Annotated in this window: 17 protein-coding genes; 6 read left to right on the top strand and 11 right to left on the bottom strand. The window is 61.1% G+C overall.

What is annotated here, in order from left to right:
- The first annotated feature begins 4 nt into the window (after nt 1-4).
- Both BLL36_RS20155 and BLL36_RS20150 read left to right on the top strand, forming a co-directional pair.
- Nucleotides 5-1,189, top strand: coding sequence for an osmoprotectant NAGGN system M42 family peptidase (locus BLL36_RS20155; protein WP_076953073.1), 1,185 nt, complete (start codon nt 5-7; stop codon nt 1,187-1,189).
- A 59-nt stretch (nt 1,190-1,248) separates the two neighbouring features.
- Nucleotides 1,249-1,476 (top strand): YheU family protein, encoded by a 228-nt coding sequence (locus BLL36_RS20150; RefSeq protein ID WP_003192759.1) that lies wholly within the window; start codon nt 1,249-1,251, stop codon nt 1,474-1,476.
- Nucleotides 1,477-1,648: 172 nt separating this feature from the next.
- Here BLL36_RS20150 and csrA read toward each other — a convergent pair whose 3' ends face one another.
- Nucleotides 1,649-1,846: a carbon storage regulator CsrA gene (gene csrA / locus BLL36_RS20145; protein ID WP_076953072.1), complete on the bottom strand. Its 198-nt coding sequence runs from the start codon at nt 1,844-1,846 to the stop codon at nt 1,649-1,651.
- A gap of 127 nt (nt 1,847-1,973) precedes the next feature.
- Nucleotides 1,974-2,789: an SDR family oxidoreductase gene (locus BLL36_RS20140; RefSeq protein WP_076953071.1), complete on the bottom strand. Its 816-nt coding sequence runs from the start codon at nt 2,787-2,789 to the stop codon at nt 1,974-1,976.
- Between the two features lie 329 nt (nt 2,790-3,118).
- On the opposite strand from BLL36_RS20140, the gene BLL36_RS20135 reads away from it, so the two are divergent.
- Nucleotides 3,119-3,271 (top strand): DUF3309 family protein, encoded by a 153-nt coding sequence (locus BLL36_RS20135; protein ID WP_003192767.1) that lies wholly within the window; start codon nt 3,119-3,121, stop codon nt 3,269-3,271.
- A 168-nt stretch (nt 3,272-3,439) separates the two neighbouring features.
- On the opposite strand, the gene BLL36_RS20130 is transcribed toward BLL36_RS20135, so the two are convergent.
- The 5 genes from BLL36_RS20130 to BLL36_RS20110 form a co-directional block, all read right to left on the bottom strand.
- Nucleotides 3,440-5,527: an LTA synthase family protein gene (locus tag BLL36_RS20130; RefSeq protein WP_076953070.1), complete on the bottom strand. Its 2,088-nt coding sequence runs from the start codon at nt 5,525-5,527 to the stop codon at nt 3,440-3,442.
- 344 nt (nt 5,528-5,871) lie between these two features.
- Complete coding sequence (locus BLL36_RS20125; RefSeq protein WP_076953069.1) at nt 5,872-6,063, bottom strand: PLDc N-terminal domain-containing protein; 192 nt, start codon at nt 6,061-6,063, stop codon at nt 5,872-5,874.
- Between the two features lie 67 nt (nt 6,064-6,130).
- On the bottom strand, nt 6,131-6,661 hold the full coding sequence (locus BLL36_RS20120) for a hypothetical protein (protein WP_076953068.1): 531 nt from the start codon (nt 6,659-6,661) through the stop codon (nt 6,131-6,133).
- Between the two features lie 42 nt (nt 6,662-6,703).
- The gene (locus BLL36_RS20115; RefSeq protein ID WP_076953067.1) at nt 6,704-7,219 is read right to left on the bottom strand and encodes an ankyrin repeat domain-containing protein; all 516 of its coding nucleotides are present in this window, start codon (nt 7,217-7,219) and stop codon (nt 6,704-6,706) included.
- A 95-nt stretch (nt 7,220-7,314) separates the two neighbouring features.
- Nucleotides 7,315-9,141 carry a long-chain-acyl-CoA synthetase gene (locus BLL36_RS20110; RefSeq protein WP_076953066.1) on the bottom strand — a complete coding sequence of 609 codons (1,827 nt, stop codon included), beginning with the start codon at nt 9,139-9,141 and terminating at the stop codon, nt 7,315-7,317.
- A 353-nt stretch (nt 9,142-9,494) separates the two neighbouring features.
- Between BLL36_RS20110 and BLL36_RS20105 the strand changes: the two genes are divergently transcribed.
- On the top strand, nt 9,495-9,773 hold the full coding sequence (locus BLL36_RS20105; RefSeq protein WP_010208870.1) for a DUF3509 domain-containing protein: 279 nt from the start codon (nt 9,495-9,497) through the stop codon (nt 9,771-9,773).
- Nucleotides 9,774-9,833: 60 nt separating this feature from the next.
- On the opposite strand, the gene BLL36_RS20100 is transcribed toward BLL36_RS20105, so the two are convergent.
- From BLL36_RS20100 to aroC, 4 genes are all read right to left on the bottom strand, one after another.
- A complete protein-coding gene (locus tag BLL36_RS20100; protein ID WP_076953065.1) occupies nt 9,834-10,103 on the bottom strand; it encodes a response regulator transcription factor in 270 nt (89 codons plus the stop codon).
- Nucleotides 10,104-10,313: 210 nt separating this feature from the next.
- The gene (locus BLL36_RS20095) at nt 10,314-10,844 is read right to left on the bottom strand and encodes a 1,2-dihydroxy-3-keto-5-methylthiopentene dioxygenase (protein WP_076953064.1); all 531 of its coding nucleotides are present in this window, start codon (nt 10,842-10,844) and stop codon (nt 10,314-10,316) included.
- The gene (locus BLL36_RS20090) at nt 10,841-12,001 is read right to left on the bottom strand and encodes an MFS transporter (RefSeq protein ID WP_076953063.1); all 1,161 of its coding nucleotides are present in this window, start codon (nt 11,999-12,001) and stop codon (nt 10,841-10,843) included. Before BLL36_RS20090 ends, BLL36_RS20095 begins: the two co-directional genes overlap by 4 nt.
- Nucleotides 12,002-12,011: 10 nt before the next feature.
- On the bottom strand, nt 12,012-13,103 hold the full coding sequence (aroC, locus tag BLL36_RS20085; RefSeq protein ID WP_076953062.1) for a chorismate synthase: 1,092 nt from the start codon (nt 13,101-13,103) through the stop codon (nt 12,012-12,014).
- A 143-nt stretch (nt 13,104-13,246) separates the two neighbouring features.
- Here aroC and BLL36_RS20080 point away from each other — a divergent pair, with 143 nt between their 5' ends.
- Entirely contained in the window at nt 13,247-14,209 is a 963-nt protein-coding gene (locus BLL36_RS20080) for an alpha/beta hydrolase (RefSeq protein WP_076953061.1), read from the top strand.
- Nucleotides 14,210-14,308: 99 nt separating this feature from the next.
- Entirely contained in the window at nt 14,309-15,115 is an 807-nt protein-coding gene (locus BLL36_RS20075) for a hypothetical protein (protein ID WP_076953060.1), read from the top strand.
- Nucleotides 15,116-15,195: the final 80 nt, after the last annotated feature.

Below are 15,195 nucleotides of genomic sequence, written 5' to 3'. Positions count from 1 at the left end.
CTTTATGAACCGAACCATCCCCGAACCCGATCTTAATTACCTGCAAAAAGTACTGCTGGAAATGCTCGCCATTCCCAGCCCCACCGGGTTCACCGACACCATCGTCCGCTACGTCGCCGAGCGCCTGGAAGAGCTGGGCATTCCCTTTGAAATGACCCGGCGCGGCACCATCCGCGCCACCCTCAAGGGCCAGAAGAACAGCCCCGACCGCGCGGTGTCCGCGCACTTGGACACCATCGGCGCCGCCGTGCGGGCGATCAAGGACAACGGTCGCCTGACACTGGCGCCGGTGGGCTGCTGGTCGAGCCGGTTTGCCGAAGGCAGCCGCGTCAGCCTGTTCACCGATAACGGCGTGATCCGCGGCAGCGTGTTGCCGTTGATGGCTTCCGGGCATGCGTTCAACACCGCCGTGGATGAAATGCCGGTGAGCTGGGACCACGTGGAGTTGCGCCTGGACGCCTATTGCGCGACCCGCGCCGATTGCGATGCCCTGGGGGTCGGCATCGGTGACTATGTAGCGTTCGACCCGTTGCCGGAGTTCACCGAGAGCGGGCACATCAGCGCGCGCCACCTGGACGACAAAGCCGGCGTCGCCGCCCTGCTCGCCGCGCTCAAGGCGATTATCGACAGTGGCGAACCCTTGCTGATCGACTGCCACCCGTTGTTCACCATCACCGAGGAAACCGGCAGTGGCGCAGCGGGCGCCCTGCCTTGGGACGTCAGCGAGTTTGTCGGTATCGATATTGCGCCGGTCGCCCCTGGCCAGCATTCCAGCGAGCACGCGGTGAGCGTCGCGATGCAGGACTCCGGCGGGCCGTATGACTATCACCTGTCGCGGCACTTGCTGCGCCTGGCGGCGGATAACGAGTTGCCGGTGCGCCGCGACATGTTCCGCTACTACTTCAGTGACGCCCACTCGGCCATCACCGCCGGCCACGATATCCGCACCGCCCTGCTGGCGTTCGGGTGCGACGCGACCCACGGCTACGAGCGCACGCACATCGACAGCCTGGCGGCGCTGAGTCGTCTATTGGGCGCCTACATACTCAGCCCCCCCGTGTTCGCCAGCGATGCGCAACCTGCCCAGGGTTCCCTGGATCGGTTCAGTCATCAGATCGAGCATGAGACGCAGATGGAGAGCGACACACGGGTACCGTCGGTGGACAGCCTGGTCGGCAACAAGTCCTGATACTGGCAACTGCGGTCTCGGCGCAGTAGCATCGCCGGGATCCATCACCCGAGGCTTGTATGCTGATTCCCTACGACGCACTTGAAGTCGACACCCTGACCCGCCTCATCGAAGACTTCGTGACCCGTGACGGCACCGACAACGGCGACGACACGCCCCTGGAAACCCGCGTGCTGCGCGTGCGCCAGGCGCTGACCAAGGGCCAGGCGCTGATCGTGTTCGACCCGGAGAGCGAGCAATGCCAGTTGATGCTCAAGCACGACGTGCCCAAGCATCTGTTTGACTGAGGGGTTCACATAACTGTGTAGTGAGCGGGCTTGCCCCGCGCTGGGTGGCGAAGCCGCCCCAAAACCAAGCGCCCCGATTTTTACCTGACACACCGCGGCGGTCCGATTGGGGCGGCTTCGCCACCCAGCGCGGGGCAAGCCCGCTCACTACAGAGATTTGCGTGGAGGCCTGTTATGGGGTGGGCGCCGCGTGGAGTTCCACGGCTTGGCGTTCGAGGATTTTCTGGTACACCTCGGCGCGATGAACCTGAACCCCGGCCGGCGCTTCAACGCCTATTTTCACCTGGGTACCGTTCAACTCGAGGATGTGTACGGCAATGTCATCGCCGATGGCGATGGCTTCGCCTACAGTGCGGCTTAAGACCAGCATGGCGGTTGTCCTTTTGGAATAACAGAACCTGGACCATGCGCGCTGGCTGTGGAGTCATCAATGGCTTGCAGCAAAATCAGGCACCACCTACATACCCAGGTAACTTGCCTGACAGACTACTACCTGATCAGCCCTTGACCGCCTGCGCCTTGGCGCGCATCTTGTCGGCCATGGTGGTCATCTCGTCATACAGCAACTGCGGGTTCTTCTGTTTCAGGGCCCAGGCCATGCGCCCTTGCTCGTGAGGCAGGATCATGAACTCGCCCGCTGCGACGCGCTGGTAAATGTAATCGGCAATCTGCGCCGCCGTGATCGGCGAACTCTCCAGCAACTTACCCACCTGAGCCTTCATCGCCGGGGTCGGCCCACGGAAGGAGTCCAGCAAGTTGGTCTGGAAGAACGATGGGCAGACCACGTGCACACCGACTTCCTGCTGCTTGAGTTCCACCAGCAGGCTTTCCGAGAGCGCCACCACACCGGCCTTGGCCACGTTGTAGTTGCTCATGGCGGGCCCCTGCATCAGCGCGGCCATGGACGCGATGTTGATGATGCGTCCCTTGCTCTTTTCCAGCAGCGGCAGGAATGCCTTGCACCCTTTGACGACACCCATCAAGTTGATTGCAATTTGCCAGTCCCAGTCTTCCAGGGACAGTTCGGCGAAAAACCCACCCGAGGCCACCCCGGCATTGTTGACGATCACATCAATGCCACCCAGTTTCTCCTCGCAGGCCTGGGCAAACGCCGTGAGCTGGCTGTAGTCACGCACATCGCAGCGTTGGGTAAAACCATCGCCGCCCGCCTCGCGCACCTGCTTGAGGGTTTCCTGCAGGCCAGGCTCGCTGACGTCCGACAAGGCCAGCTGCCAGCCTTCGCGGGCCCAGCGCAGAGCGATTTCGCGACCCAGGCCGGACCCGGCGCCAGTGATCATCATGCGATTTTGCATAGGAAGTAGCCTTGTGGTTCACGGAGGAAGTGAACGCCAGTGTAGCGAAGGTTGTTACTGACCCCATCCACCATCAGAGTGATGAATGCCCCTGGCAAACCGTCGGCCGGGTTGCAGCGTTGCGTATAGCCTAAGTTCACTTTTTTTCAACTAACGAGGCGTATTTGCGAACGTATTAAAAGAAATAGGCAAGTGCGCGAAATGCTTTAAAAAAATACTGAATTTTTCGTGAAGCGCATGAGTCGGAGTTGTTAAGGCGTCCGTTCAAGCTGTCGGGCCTATTGCTGAATAAACCGGTCTTTGCAGAAAGCCAATAAGGAAGAAAAACCATGAGCCTCATCCTGATCATTATCTTGATCCTCCTGCTGGTCGGTGGTCTGCCAGTATTCCCACACTCGCGTAACTGGGGTTATGGCCCGTCGGGTATTCTGGGTGTCGTGTTGGTGGTACTGCTGGTGTTGTTGTTGCTCGGCAAGATATAAACGCCGCCCTCTGTAGGAGCGAGCTTGCTCGCGAAAAACGTCAACGATAACGCGTTCAGGCTGGATAAATGCGGTGCCGGCGAGTTCTTCGCGAGCAAGCTCGCTCCTACAGTAAAAAGAGCAAAAAAAAGAGGCCTTGAAAAAGGCCTCTTTTTTATTGCCGGTCAATTAGTCCGGCTTGCCGTCAACCACGCCGGCGGTGTTATCCAACAAGCTCTTGGTCGCTGTTTGCAGGAACGACTCAAGCTTCTGTCTTAGTGCACCTTCGTCCGGCGACTCCGCAATCACCTTGCCGCTCGGATTGGCACCCAGCTCGTATTGCCAAAGCTTGGGCGGCATTTCCTTGGGCAATACCAGGATGCGATCGCCGGTGACCAACGCCACCGTCTGATCGCTGCCCGACGGCTTGATCACACCAAAACCCTTGTCGCCTTCCGGCAGGTTCAGCAGGTCGCGGCCCCAGCACTGGTGCAGGGTTTCGCCACCCAGGCGGCCCATGATGGTCGGTACGATGTCGATCTGGGTGCCGACGGTGTGGTCACGCTCGCCGAACTTCTCTTGCATGCCTGGTGCGATCATCAACATCGGTACGTTGAAGCGGCCCAGGTCCATCTCGGTGATCTGCTGCTCGTTGCCAAAGCCGTGGTCGCCGACGATCACGAACAGGGTTTCCTTGAAATACGGCTCCTTGCGGGCCTTTTCAAAGAACTGGCCCAGGGCCCAGTCGGAATAGCGCATCGCGGTCAAATGCTCGTCCAGGCTGCCACGGCCCGTGACCTTCTCTACCGGCAATGGCGTCGGCAAGGCATACGGCGTGTGGTTGGACAGGGTTTGCAGCAAGGCGTAGAACGGTTTGCCGCCTTCACGGGCCTTGAGCTCCTGCAGGCCACGGTTGAACATGTCCTGGTCCGAAACGCCCCACGTCGGGTCGGAGAACACCGGGTCGACGAAGTCGTTGCGACCGATGAAGTTGGTCATGCCCTGGTTGCTGAAGAACCCGGACTGGTTGTCCCAGGCGAAGTCGCCGTTGTAGACATACACATCGTCAAACTTGCGTGCGCTGAGCAACTGCGGCAGGCCCGACAGCTTGTGGCTGCCTTCCGGCGTCTGCATCAGGTATTCGAACGCCGGCAGGTTCGGGAAACACGCCATGGTGGCGAACATCCCTTGGTGCGTGTGGGTGCCGTTGGAAAAGAAACGGTCGAACAGCAGGCCTTCCTTGGACAGTTTGTCGAAGTACGGCGTGATGTTTCCCGGGCGACCGAGGGCGCCCACCGAGTGCCCGGCAAAGCTTTCCATCAGGATCACGACGACGTTTTTGATCGGCAGGGTTTTCTCTGCCGGTGGCGTGAACTCGCGGCGCACGGCGGCGGTGTCGGTATCGACCAGTTTTTCCGTCGGCAATACCAGCATGTCACGCACGGTCTGGGTCGCCAGCGGTTGTTCCAGCGTGGCTTTCCAGGTGTTGTCGCGGTGCTCGGAGAAACGTGCCTTGGCCGCGCCGACCAACGACAAGGTGCCGTTGAGGCCCAGCTGGTTGGCGAAGTTCGAATCGGTGGTGTAGACATCACCCCAACGCAGCGGCGGGCCCTGGCGCAGGGTGCCACGCGCGGCGACCACGGCGATCAACAGGCACACCACGAACACCGCGCTACGCATGTACCACGGTGCCACCGGGCGCGTGCCGATGCTGCCACCGCTGAACGGGCCGCGTGGGCGCGTCGCACGGTCGGCGCCCTTGAACGCGATGCTCAGGAGCAGCGTGCCCACGGCCCAGGCCAGCAGATAGCGCACCACCGGGAAACCGTACCAGAGCATGCTCATCACGGTTTTCGGGTCTTCCTTCACGTACTGGAATACCAGGCCGTTGAGGCGCTGGTGGAATTCGCGGTAGAAGTCCATTTCCATCAAGCCCAGGAACAGCGCGATGCTGGACACAACGGTCAACCACAAACGGAAGAACCCGCGGGCGGCCATCGCCCGTACGCTGAACAGTGCCAGCAGCAACGGAATGACCAGGTACACCACCAGGCGCAAGTCCAGGCGCAGGCCGTTGCCGAACGCTTCAAGGAAGGTCGAGGCCGGCGTATCGAGGATCATTTCGCGGTTGTAGACCAGCAGCGCCAGGCGCAGCAGGGAAAACATCACCATCATGACCAGCGCGCAAAGCAGCGTGTACGCCAGATGGGATTTGACGGTCGGTTGCAGCAGGCGATTTGAAGCACGCTGCTGATTCAGGGCATCCGGGTTTGCCATGTCGTTTTAGGACCCATTGGAAGTTTAAGTTGCGAAATATTGCAGCGGCATCCTGCCCACGCCCAAGCGTGTAGGAACGGGGGGCTAGCGCGTTGGCGCAAATGGTGCCCGATCAATGCCATCAACGCTATTGATTACTGAGGAAAAACCGTGCTTTTCACGCTTTTCCCCGGCAAGTGACAGAGGCGTCCTACAGGGAAGCGAAGCGAAGGGAATTGTCCGAAATGCTGTGTGAAAATTCCGTGCAGCGAATATTTCGATACAAATTTCAAACCGCACCTAAAACAAATGTGGGAGCAAGCCCGCTCCCACATTTATTCAGCGCACTTCAAAGTGAAGTGCAATCAGATCCGCACGTTGCCCCGCGGCCCGGCAATCGCCCAGATGATCAAGCCCAGCACCGGCAGCAGCAGGATCAGCAGGATCCAGAGCACCTTGGCGCCTGTGCTCGCGCCGCTTTTGAAGACGTTGATGATCGCCCAGATATCCAGCGCCAGGATGATCAGCCCGACCAAGCCATTAAAAGTGGAACCCATGGTGTCGCTCCTAAGTGAGGGCATGCACTTGTAGGATAGTCAGCCCTGGCAGGGGTTCCGTATTATTTCAGACGTGGACGGCGATCTTCAGCGCTTCCAGGGACGGCTCGCCCTTGATGCCGACTTCGGCGCACAACGCCAGCACGCGCGGCACGTCGTTGCCATAGACCAGCACAGCCTGGATCTCGTCATCCAGCGGTTGGCTGAAGTCGAGCAGCACGTAGCCGCCGTCTTGCGCGCTGAGGGCGCTCATCTGGATCTGGATGCGGTTCAGTGCGGTGAGGGGGTCGGTCTTGGCCAATTGCTTGGGCTTGAGGTTGAACGCGACACCCGGCCCGAACGACGCGACGATCTGCGCGAACAGATCGCCGTAGGTGTCGGCCTGGAACAGCACGGTGTCCGGCAGGCTGCCAACCACGATCCATTCGCCCAGCGCAATCGGGAAGGTGTCGTCGTAGTTGATGTCCGGGTTGGCCGCCAGGAACGCCGCAGGATCCGCATAGGCCTGCGCCGCTTCATCGGCGATACGCGCCACTTCGTCATCGCCCATGACGCCGGCGCTGATTTTGCTGATGAGTTCGACGAGGGCGGTTTTCATGGGCGTGGTCCTGTGGCGGGCGGGTTTTTAAGGGCGCGTAGCCTACACCAGTTTCTGCAACCGCGCCGCCGTATCCACTGCGCCCATGGTCTGCGCCGCCGCCAATGCAGTGGCGCCCTGGGCATCGGTAGCCTTGGGGTTGGCGCCCTGGCCGAGCAGGTAATCGACCATCTCCACGCGGTTGAACATCGCCGCCATCATCAATGCGGTGCGGCCATCGGAGGACGCGGCTTCGATCGGCGTGCCGCCTTCGATCAGCGCCTTGACCACCGGCAGGTTGCCCTTGAACGCCGCGCCGGCGATGGGCAACTGGTTCTTGTCGTTGGCAATCAGCGGGTCGGCCTTGAACTCCAGCAGCACTTTCACCGCCTCGACATGGCCGTGGTAGGCCGCGAGCATCAGCAGGGTGTCGCCGTTATGGTTGCGAAAATTGGCCGGCAAACCCTTCGCCAGCAGTGCGGCAAGCATGGCAGCGTCGCCTTTGCGGGCCACGTCGAAGACCTGCTCGGCAAATTCGGCGGCTTCGTCATCGGTCATTTGTTTGGCTTGGTCTGACATGTGAGGCTCCTTGTGCAAGTACTGGATAGGCGCCAGTGTCGCGAGGGAGTTCCCACCTGTCATGGTTTTTTTGTGAAAAACCGCCATAGGCAGAATCAATAGCGCAACTGCCCGCCTTGAATCTGCGCGAGCAATTGCCCCGTCACGGGCACATAGCAGTCCGAACCCGGCAGCCAGGCGTAGACCGGATCATCGCCCGCCTTGTCCGGGTCGAACGCCTCTTCCTTGAGCCGCACCTTCTGGTATTTGAAGGTGCCAGTGGTTTCCATCTTCACTTTGATCCGCAGGAACAACGGCACCGCATAGTGAGGCAGCTGGCCATGGGCGAACTGCAGCAGCTCGCGCATGTCCAGGGCGGCCAGGGACTCGCTCGGGGTGATGGCGACCATGCCGGCACGGCCGTTGGTGTTGTCGATTTCCACGCCATAGGCCACGACTTCGGCAATTTGCGGATGTTGCAGCAGGACGTTCTCTACTTCGGTAGTGGAGACGTTTTCGCCCTTCCAGCGGTAGGTATCGCCCAGGCGGTCGACAAATTGCGCATGGCCGAAGCCGATGCTGCGCACCAGATCGCCGGTATTGAAGTAGCGATCGCCCTTCTCGAACACGTCGGCGAGGATCACCTGGCGGTTCTTTTCGGGGTCGGTGTAGCCATCAAAGGGTGATTTTTCATCGATCCGGGCCAACAACAAACCCTGCCCGCCGGTGTGCACCTTGTGCATGAAGCCATCGTTGCCACGCAGCGGTTCGCCGCTGTCATGGGCGTAGTCGACCAGCGCCCAACGCTGCAGGCAAAAGCCGATGGTGTTGTCGAAATTGAGTACGTTGGTAAAACCGATATTGCCGTCGCTGGCGGCGTACAGCTCGCAGACATGATCCACGCCATAGCGTTGCTTGAACTGCGCCCACACGCCAGGACGCAGGCCATTACCGACCATCTTGGTCACGCGGTTGTCACGGTCGTTCGTACTGGTGGGCTGGTCGAGCAGGTAACGGCACAACTCACCGACGTAGCCGAGGGTGGTCGCCTTGAACCTGCGGGCATCGTCCCAGAACTGGCTGGCACTGAATTTTCGGCGGATGGCAAACCCCGACGCCCCGACAATTGCCGAGCCCCAGCACACACACAGGCCGGTGGCGTGGTACAGCGGCAGCGTGCAATAGAGGACGTCATCCGGGCCCATGTCCAGGGCGATGTTGCCGAAGCTGACAGCGGTCTTGGTCCAGCGACCGTGTTTCATGACGCCGGCCTTGGGCAAGCCCGTGGTGCCGGAGGTGTAGATATAGAAGCAAGGGTCGTTGAAGAACACCTGCGCGGTGCTGGCCGGGTTGTCCGCCGGGCTTTCGACGCTGGCGGCCATCAGGTCGATGTAACCTTCGGGCAACGCACTGCCCTGTTGCTCGGCGACAAACCAGGTGCGTTGCGCCTCGAGCGCCACCTGGCTACGCACCGCTTCATAGGCGGCCACCAATTCCTCCCCTACCACAATCGCCACCGGGCTCACCAGCTTCAAGCTGTGCACCAGTGCCGCCTGGGTTTGGGCCGTATTGAGCATGGCGCAGACGCCGCCCAGCTTGGCCACGGCCAGCACGTTCAGCAGCAATTCGGGACGGTTCTCGACAAACATCGCCACCACGTCACCCTTGCAAATGCCCTGGGCCTGCAGGTGATGGGCGATACGGTTGGCGTGTTGGTTCACTTCGTTGTAGCTGAGCACGCGGTCGGCGTACAACAACGCCGTGCCATCCGGGTTACGCAAGGCCGCCTGCTCGAAATGCCAGCCCAGGCCGCAGGGCTGCCGGGGATCGGTGACAGTGGCGGCACGCATGCCGCGCACGACGCGCGGCAGGGCGCGCACAATGGCAGGCACCTTACGCAGCATCTTGCTCCAGGTGATCATGTCGTTTGGCGAGCGGTTCATGGGAACGTCCTTTTTCTTATTCTTCTTAAAACCTTGCAGGAAAGTACGTCAGCCCCTCTTCAGCTGTACACGCGGGATTTGAAAAGTTTTGTATCCCGATGAGCGACCGCCGCCGGAGGGAATTTAGCGACGAAAAGACAGTCTTTAGCAGTAAGCGCGCGACCGTCCAGCCAGGACGAACAACGCAAAATGCAGGATGCATGATGGCCCTTCATGCAAATTGCACGAAATCGAAAATCCGATAATTTTTTAAACTCTTGATTTATAAGGTAATTTTTATAAATCACAAGCTGGCACAATCACTGCACCTATCACTCCATGCTTGCCAACTTGAGCCAATGGAGCTGATAGACATGAGCCTGATCCAAGATAAATTCGCCTCAGTATTCTCCAACTACGACGTCACTACCCAGCCACGCCCTGACGGCGGCATCCTGTTGACCCTGCGTAACAGCGAGGGCAAACAGGTTAAGCGCTCGATCTCTTACCAGCAGTTGCACACTGCCGATCAGCTGACTTGGGTTATCAGCGCCATTCGCCGCGACCTGGCTGAACAAGCCAGCGATCTGCCGCAAATTTCGATGCTGCAAAGCCAGAACCGCTTTGCCCTGCCGACATACCATTCGGCTTAACACCTGCAACACCGAAAAGGGCCGCGACACCGTTGAGTGTCGCGGCCCTTTTTCGTGCTTTCAATAAAGGCCCTGACGCGCCGCTTCGTTCATTGCCTGCACGCGATTGGTGACCTCCAATTTGCAGTAGATATTGCGCAGGTGGAATTTTACCGTGGCTTCGGACGTGGCGCGTATCTGGCTGATCTCCCAGACCGTCTTGCCTTCCGAGGCCCAGCGCAGGATCTCAAGCTCTGCCGGTGTCAGCGGCCTGCCCGACAAGCTCAAGCGTCGTCTGACCGCATTGGGCACTGAATACGATGGTAGAAACGCGTCCTCTGGACCTCGCATCAATTCTCTCCTTTTCAATGGCTGACGCTCCATCACCTTTCGGATTGCTCCTATTGACAGGCGATATAAACGTTAAGGCCGCAGAGAGTTACATAACGGACGGTATTCCAGCGTAAGCCCTGCGATAAACAGCAAGGCCTTACAGAGGTTTAGGTTTCTTCCCACAGCAACTTCCAACATAGGGGGATTGACGCTCCCGATAGCGCGCGATTAATCGTCCAAACCCGGAAAGCGCCGGGCAATATCGTCACCTGTGAAGGCAGGCACCCACCCTTGCGCTGAATCAAACAGCCGCAACGCCACGAAGTGCGGGTGCTCTCCCATATCGAACCAATGCGCCGTACCGGCCGGAATCACCAGCAGGTCGTTTTTCTCACAACGCACGGCATACACGTAGTCGTCGATGTGCAGGGCGAACAATCCTTGGCCTGCAATGAACAATCGCACGTCGTCTTCACTGTAGCGGCGCTCATTCAGGAAACTGGCGCGTAGCTCAGCTTGCTGGGCGGGGTCGCCGGTCACGCGCAGCACTTCAACGCAGCTGTAGCCAAGCGCGTCGATCTGCGCCTGGCATGCCGCGATCAATTCGGCATCGCTGGCGCCCTGCTCAATCGGGCCGGGCTGCCAGCGCTCAAAGCGCACACCATGCTCGGCCAAGGTGGCGGCGATGTCATCGAAATGGGTCAAGACCTTGTTGGGCGTGTCCGGTGCAGCGGCGGAGTAGACAGCGACATAACTCATTGAAGGGTTCCTTGGTTCTGCTCGTGCAATCGAAAACCGATGATAACGGCGGCCGCCAGGGCGGCGACGCTGGCAATGCTGAAGGTCAGGGTCGGCCCCAACAGGTTCCAACTGTAGCCTGAATACAGCGCGCCCAGCGCACCGCCAGTGCCCGCCAGCGCCGCATACAGCGCCTGGCCCTGACCTTGTTGTTTGTCGCCGAAACTGCGCTGCACAAAGGCAATCGCTGCGGCATGGAAGCTACCGAACGTGGCGGCGTGCATCACCTGCGCCAGCAACAGCACCCAGAAAAACTCGGCAAACGCCCCCAGCAGCAACCAGCGCAGCGCCGCCAGCAGGAAACTGGCCAGCAGCACGCGGCGCACCGAAAAGCGCACGAGAATGCGGCTCATCGCCAGGAACATCAGCACCTCGGCCACCACCCCCAGCGCCCACAGCAAGCCGATCACGCCACGGCTGTAGCCCAGTTGCTCAAGGTGCAGGGTGAGAAAGGTGTAGTACGGGCCGTGGCTCATTTGCATCAGCGCCACGCAGGCGTAGAACGCCAGCACGCCGGGGCTGCGCAATTGTTTGAGAAAGCCTTCGCCCGCCAGGCGATTGCCCTGGACGGCCGGCTGCGCGTTCGGTACCCACAGGCTGGCGCCGATGATGCCGGCCATGATCACCACGACCACCACCGGGTAGATATCCAGGCTCAGCCAGTCGAACAGGCGCCCCATGATCACCACGGTGAGGATGAAACCAATCGAGCCCCACAGGCGGACCTGGCTGTAGCGCGCGGTCTGTGTTTGCAGATGGGCCAGGGTGATCACTTCGAACTGCGGCAGCACCGCGTGCCAGAAGAACGCATGCAGCGCCATCACCAGCGCCAGCCAGGCGTAGGTGTGGCTGACAAAAATCAGTGAAAAACTCGCCAGGGTGCATACCGCGCCGAAGCGCACGATGGCCAGGCGCCGGCCCGTGTAGTCGCCCAGCCAGCCCCACAGGTTGGGCGCCACGCAGCGCATCAGCATGGGGATGGCCACGAGTTCGCCGATACGCGCGCTGGAGAACCCCAAATGGTCGAAGTACAGCGCCAGGAACGGCGCGGTTGCGCCGAGCAGGGCGAAGTAGAACAGGTAGAAGCTGGAGAGGCGCCAGTAGGGGAGCGTGGTCACCGTCAGGCCGTCACAGCTGGCCCAGCACCGGCGTACTCACGCGTACGTCGGCGTTCTGCCCGCGATGGCGCAGCAGATGGTCCATCAGCACGATGGCCATCATCGCCTCGGCAATCGGCGTGGCACGGATGCCGACACACGGATCGTGGCGACCCTTGGTGATCACGTCCACCGGGTTGCCGTGCACGTCGATCGAACGGCCCGGCGTGGTGATGCTCGACGTCGCCTTGAGCGCCAGGTGTGCCACGATCGGCTGGCCGGAGGAAATACCGCCGAGGATGCCGCCGGCGTTGTTGCTGAGGAAACCTTCGGGGGTCAGCTCGTCGCGATGCTCGGTGCCACGTTGCGCCACGCAGGCAAAGCCGGCGCCGATTTCCACGCCTTTCACGGCGTTGATGCTCATCAGCGCGTGGGCCAGCTCAGCGTCGAGGCGGTCGAAGATCGGCTCGCCCAGGCCGGGCTTGACGCCTTCGGCAACCACGGTGATCCGAGCACCCACGGAATCCTGATCGCGGCGCAACTGGTCCATGTAGGCTTCCAGCTCCGGCACCTTGTCCGGGTCGGGGCTGAAGAAAGCGTTGTCGTCCACGCTGTCCCAGGTCTTGAACGGGATTTCAATCGGGCCCAGTTGGCTCATGTAGCCGCGAACAACGATGCCCTGGGTGGCCAGGTATTTCTTGGCGATGGCACCGGCGGCCACGCGCATGGCGGTTTCGCGGGCCGAGCTGCGGCCGCCGCCGCGGTAGTCGCGTTCGCCGTATTTGTGGTGGTAGGTGTAGTCGGCGTGGGCCGGGCGGAACAGGTCCTTGATGGCCGAGTAGTCCTTGGACTTCTGGTCGGTGTTGCGGATCAGCAGGCCAATGGCGCAACCGGTGGTGCGGCCTTCGAACACGCCGGAGAGGATCTCGACTTCGTCGGGCTCCTGGCGCTGGGTGGTGTGGCGGCTGGTGCCAGGCTTGCGGCGGTCGAGGTCACGCTGCAGGTCTTCCAGAGACAGCTCCAGGCCTGGCGGGCAGCCGTCGACAATGGCGACCAACGCCGGGCCATGGCTTTCGCCCGCGGTGGTGACAGTGAACAGCTTGCCGAAGGTATTGCCGGACATGCAGGGCGCTCCGTGAAATCAGTTGAATCAAGTCAACTGTAATAACTTAAGGCCGCCAGTATACGCAGGCCAACCGACTAGTTCATCCTCGAAACCTTACCGGTAGACCCTGGTCCAACCGGCACCTCTCCAATGATGGCGCGATGATGCTGCGAGTTCTGCTATTTACCCTCACCCTGTTTGCCGCCGTGGCCCAGGCCGCCTCCCCTGTCGTACTGCAACGCCCCATCAGCCTGGAAACCGGCAGCGGCGAGCTGTTTGGTTCGCTGCTGTTGCCGCAGTCGGACAAACCCGTGCCGGTAGTGCTGATCATCGCCGGCTCCGGACCCACCGACCGTAACGGCAACAGTGCCGACGGCGCGCGCAACGACAGCCTCAAGCGCCTGGCCTGGGTGCTGGCCCGGCATAACATCGCCAGCGTGCGCTACGACAAGCGTGGCGTGGCTGCCAGCCTGGCCGCCACGCCTGACGAGCGCAACCTGACCCTGGACGCCTATGTCGCGGACGCCGTAGCCTGGGGCAAACTGCTCAAGGCCGACAAACGCATGGGCCCCTTGATCGTCCTCGGCCACAGCGAAGGTGCGCTGGTGGCGGCGCTCGCCGCGCCGCAACTGGACCCGGCGGGCGTGATTTCGCTGTCCGGCAGCGCGCGCCCGGTCGACCAGGTCATTCGTCAACAGTTGGCCGATCACTTGCCCCCCGCCCTGCTGCTGCGCAGCAATCAAATCCTCGATCACCTCAAGGCAGGCCAAGTGGATGCGGATGTGCCTGGCCCGCTGGAAGGCATTTTCCGGCCCAGCGTGCAGCCGTACCTGATCAGCCTGTTCCGTGCCGACCCGTCGGCCGCCTTCGCCAAGCTGCGCATGCCGGCGCTGATCATCCAGGGCACCCACGATATCCAGGTCGGCGTGGGCGACGCCCAGCAACTGAAAAAGGCCAAGCCCGACGCACAGTTGGCGGTGATCGAAGGCATGAACCACGTGATGCGCATCGTGCCCAACGATGTAAAACAGCAACTGGCCTCCTACAACGACCCGCAACTGCCCCTCGCCGCCGAGCTGGGCAGCCGCCTGGTGCGCTTTATCGACGGCCTGCAACCTCGCTAAGCGGCAATTGGCCTCCAGTCCTGGGGAAAACGGCCGATAAGCCCAAGGTCGACAGCAAAAAGACTGTCGGCTTGCTGGGTTTGGACAGGATCGCGCCGCATGACAACCACTGAAGCAACACCGGAATCTACCGCCGAAACCCCGGCTGAAAAAACCGAGGCCGTCGACGCGGCGGCCCTGCCGTGGGCGGATGTTCAGGCCGAGCATTTCAAGATGCTGCGCCTGGCGCCCCTGGCCATTGACCGCGCCACGGGGGTGCGGCCGTTGCGGTTCGTGCAGTTCGGCTATGCCGAGCGCCATGACAAACACCATAGCCTGCTGCGCATGGTCATTCAGTTACCGGGGCAGCGCGTGCGCCGTGAGCAGAATCACCTGGATATCTGGGTTGACCACGACAAGCATCGCGTGCACTTCGGCCCGGGCAACAGCCTGGAAATCGAACCGGTCAACCGTGGGATCGGCCGCTTCCTGGTGGCCCAAGCGGCGGCCTGGGCGAAGAAAAAATGGTCGCACTACCGCGTCGACGGCGTGGACCTGTCCAACAAGGACGCGCTGAACGAATCCACGCGCCTGCGCCGCGATCATTTCCTGCGCATCCACGGTTTTGATGTGGCCTACGCCGATGTCCAGCATCTGAAGGGTAACGTGCAGCCGGGCAAGGTCGGCGATGTGCTGGAGAGCTGGAACACCGAGAAGGTGCAGTTCGTGGAGATTCTGGAGGCTGCGCAGATGCTGCAGCAAGCCGAGCAGAACCTGGCGGAGCAGGAAGTGAAGCTGCGCAAGGAAGAGGAAAAGGTCACCAAGTTCAAGCGTGAAGACAGCGGGTTGCGCTTTACCATCACCTGTTTGGTGGCGTTCACGGTGTTTCAGGCGGGGTTGTTGATCTGGATTGCCACGCACCGGTAGCCGGTTGAAATGCGATCAACCTGTGGGAGCTGGCTTGTCGGGTCGCCGCATCGCTGCGATGACGGTGGGTCAGCTTGCAC

The organism is Pseudomonas cedrina subsp. cedrina (genome assembly GCF_001983175.1).
GTDB lineage: Bacteria > Pseudomonadota > Gammaproteobacteria > Pseudomonadales > Pseudomonadaceae > Aquipseudomonas > Aquipseudomonas cedrina.
The sequence above is the reverse complement of the archived record's forward strand: the minus strand, read 5'-3'. Positions and strand labels throughout refer to the sequence as shown.